Source organism: Dysgonomonas sp. Marseille-P4677, from assembly GCF_016652235.1.
Taxonomy (GTDB): domain Bacteria; phylum Bacteroidota; class Bacteroidia; order Bacteroidales; family Dysgonomonadaceae; genus Dysgonomonas.
In genome coordinates, this window is the sequence record NZ_JAEPKU010000215.1 from 1 (window position 1) to 3459 (window position 3459).

Below are 3459 nucleotides of genomic sequence, written 5' to 3' on the forward strand. Positions count from 1 at the left end.
GTATTTTATGTTCTTTAATATGTAATGACAATCCATTAATTAGGTATGTTTTCTTACTTTTGTGAAGTTTGAATAAAATTTACTGAAATAAATAAATTATAATATTAATCTTAAATATAATTTTATGTTTAAAAATCATCCTAAAGGTTTAATAGCTGCTTCATTATCGAATATGGGAGAACGCTTCGGATTCTATATAATGATGGCTATTTTAGCTCTTTTCATTTCTTCTAAATTTGGTTTGTCAGAAGAGACTACCGGTTACATTTATTCGGCATTTTATGCATCTATCTATTTATTGGCGTTAGTAGGTGGATTGATTGCAGATAAGACGAAGAAGTACAAAGAAACTATTTTGGCCGGAATAGTTTTAATGGCTATAGGGTATTTGATCATTGCAATTCCTACCCCTACACCTGTTCCAAACTTCGGATTGTATCTGGCTTTAACTTGTCTAGGACTTTTTGTTATTTCATTTGGAAATGGGTTATTTAAAGGTAATTTACAAGCGTTGGTTGGGCAAATGTATGATAACCCTAAATATTCGGATAAGAGAGATGCCGGATTTCAGATATTCTATATGTTTATAAATGTAGGGGCTATCTTTGCTCCGTTTATAGCTATTGGAGTTCGTAACTGGTGGTTGAAACAGCATAATTTCGATTATAATGGTTCTCTACCCGAACTGTGTCATCAATACATTGCGCAGGGAAGTTCTATGTCATCAGCTAACGTTACCAAATTGACAGAATATGCAAATGGAGCTGTATTAGATAAAACCCCGGTTACTGACCTTTTAGCTTTTTCTAATAGTTATTTGGATGTTTTTAATACAGGTTTTCAATATGCTTTTATTGCGGCAATTGTTGCAATGTTTGTATCTCTTCTTATTTACAGTATAAATAAGAAATCGTTCCCGGACCCAGCTAAAAAAGGATTAGTATCAGCTGATGCAGCAGCTACAGTTTCGAAAGAAGAAATACAGATGAGTACGCAGGAGATAAAACAACGTATCTATGCTCTGTTTGCAGTTTTTGGAGTTGTTATTTTCTTTTGGTTATCTTTTCATCAAAATGGATATTCACTATCTTATTTTGCACGGGATTATGTGAATTTGGAAATAATAAATATCGACTTAGGCTTTACTAGTATCAAAGGTGCCGAAATTTTCCAAAGTGTAAATCCATTTTTTGTTGTATTCCTTACTCCATTTATTATGTGGTTTTTTGGAACAATGAAGAAAAGAAGTAAAGAACCATCAACACCTATGAAAATTGCTATAGGTATGGGAATTGCTTGCTTAGCGTATGTTTTCTTGATGGTAGCATCTTTAGCTTTGCCATCTAAAGATACTTTAGCAACTATGACTTCGACTGAAATAGATGCAATGAGGGTTACACCTTGGGTGATGATAACTTTGTATTTTATCCTGACAGTCGCAGAGTTGTTTATTTCACCTCTTGGCTTGTCGTTTGTGTCAAAGGTAGCTCCTCCTCATTTACAAGGCTTAATGCAGGGGTGCTGGTTGGCAGCTACAGCAATTGGTAACTCAATATTGTTTATTGGAGGAATCCTTTATATGAATGTTCCTTTATGGGCATGTTGGTTGGTTTTTGTTTGTGCAACGGGGCTATCAATGATTGTCATGTTGTCTATGGTAAAATGGCTGGAACGGATCGCCAAATAATAACTCTATAAATAAAAAAAGCCCCATAACTCAAAGTTATGGGGCTTTTTTATACTATCTCTTCGCCATCTATTTCCGGAGGCGTATCAATTAGTTCTACTTTATCTTTCTTCTTGCGTAGAGCAATAAGCAGATATAAAATAGTCAGGATAGAAGTTGCGGTCAATAAATATACTCCGCTTCCTGCTTTCGGGAGTTTATAAAATAGATTTAGTGATACAACGAACCCTAGTATACCAGTTATAAATAACAAAACTCTGGCTGTTCTTTTCTTTAACGAAATCCATAGAATAGCAATTATAATACTAAAGAGTGGAATTAAGTATACAGCATAAGTTGTATAAACTGATTCTTTATTTCTCGAAAAAAAGTTTGTCACCTTAGTCAGCTTTTTCTGGATATCAGGTATATCCCATCCTACAATTTTTACTAGGCCCATATCTAACCAGGGCAAAGAAAATGCGACAATGAATAAAATACAAAAGAGTAATTCGAAAGATATGTATCTGTTTAGTTTTTCCATATATAATTATAATTCAATTTCATCAGCAGTAATGAGTCCATTTGTTATACAATAGAAAATAAGTCCTGACACTGTTTTTATACCTAATTTCGCTGTAATATTTTTACGATGCGATAATACGGTATTCAAGCTTATATTAAGTTTATCTGCTACTTCTTTATTTAGAAATCCTAATGCGACTAAGCGGAGAACATCTAGTTCGCGTTGAGATAAAGCTTGAGCTTTTGTTGCCTTTATTGCATGGCTGACTGATATAAGCTCTTGCCAGTCTTCAACTTCTGTATCTGAAAGAGCCTCTATCATTGGCTTTAATATTTTTTTTCTGATTCTGTTTTGTTTCTCAAGATCTCTTTGAAAGCTATCTATCGTGAATATAACAGCGTAACACATATTCTCATTGAAGTTTCCTGATATGTGCTTAATAATAATGCTCTTAAGGTCGGTTAGGGATGCTAAAGGCATATCGCCCTTTACCATTCCTTGCTCTATTTCATTGATTAATTCACTTTTAAATTCGGTAAATAATCTGCTAATAAGTTTAAGTTGTGCATTATTCTGGTCACTCATCGAAATGAATGCATTTAAATGTTTTTCAAGGTTATGCAATTGACCATGAATCAAATATGCATCGGTTTGTTTTATGTATGATATAACCAGTTCTATATCAAATTTTTGTAGCTTTCGTTCGGGGAAGTAATCCTCATTGAGGAATGTATTTAATATTGCGAGGAAAAATTCAGTGTTTATATTGGCTGCATTACAAATGTCTCCAATAGTTTTATCACCTAAGCCTAATTTTATTCCAAAACGGTTTATAACAGGTATCAACTGGTGATTTTCCTCAATGATCTCTGATAATACAAAAGATGAATCTACGAATATCATGTCTAATAGTATTTAGATAACAAAAGTACATATTAAATCTGAAATGTTTTTTCTAAATGCTATATGAATATTAAAGTTGTGGTGATAATCTATATTTATGATCTTCAAATGTTATAGATTTTAATGATGTTCTGTTAAAAACAATTTATGTGAATTATGAGACGTTTTATAAACAAATATCGGATTAAGATTGTTAAATTTGTACATGACACTAAAAACTCTTACTTATGAAAAGATTTCTTTTTACGTCTATATTGTTTACAACATTCTTTTTAGGTGCTGTAAATGCTCAAGATATAAATAATAATATTAACAATCAAAAAACAAAAGCTATGAAATTTGAATTGCCAAAGTTGCCATATGC

Annotated in this window: 3 protein-coding genes; 1 reads left to right on the forward strand and 2 read right to left on the reverse strand. The window is 32.4% G+C overall.

From position 1 onward, the window contains the following. Window positions 1-124 precede the first annotated feature (124 nt). The gene (locus JGH11_RS19335; RefSeq protein ID WP_201114529.1) at window positions 125-1687 is read left to right on the forward strand and encodes a peptide MFS transporter; all 1563 of its coding nucleotides are present in this window, start codon (window positions 125-127) and stop codon (window positions 1685-1687) included. Between the two features lie 49 nt (window positions 1688-1736). Here JGH11_RS19335 and JGH11_RS19340 read toward each other — a convergent pair whose 3' ends face one another. Together JGH11_RS19340 and JGH11_RS19345 are read right to left on the reverse strand one after the other, a co-directional pair. Further along, on the reverse strand, window positions 1737-2126 hold the full coding sequence (locus JGH11_RS19340) for a hypothetical protein (protein WP_236264230.1): 390 nt from the start codon (window positions 2124-2126) through the stop codon (window positions 1737-1739). 90 nt (window positions 2127-2216) lie between these two features. Next, the gene (locus JGH11_RS19345) at window positions 2217-3095 is read right to left on the reverse strand and encodes a LuxR C-terminal-related transcriptional regulator (protein WP_201114532.1); all 879 of its coding nucleotides are present in this window, start codon (window positions 3093-3095) and stop codon (window positions 2217-2219) included. Window positions 3096-3459: the final 364 nt, after the last annotated feature.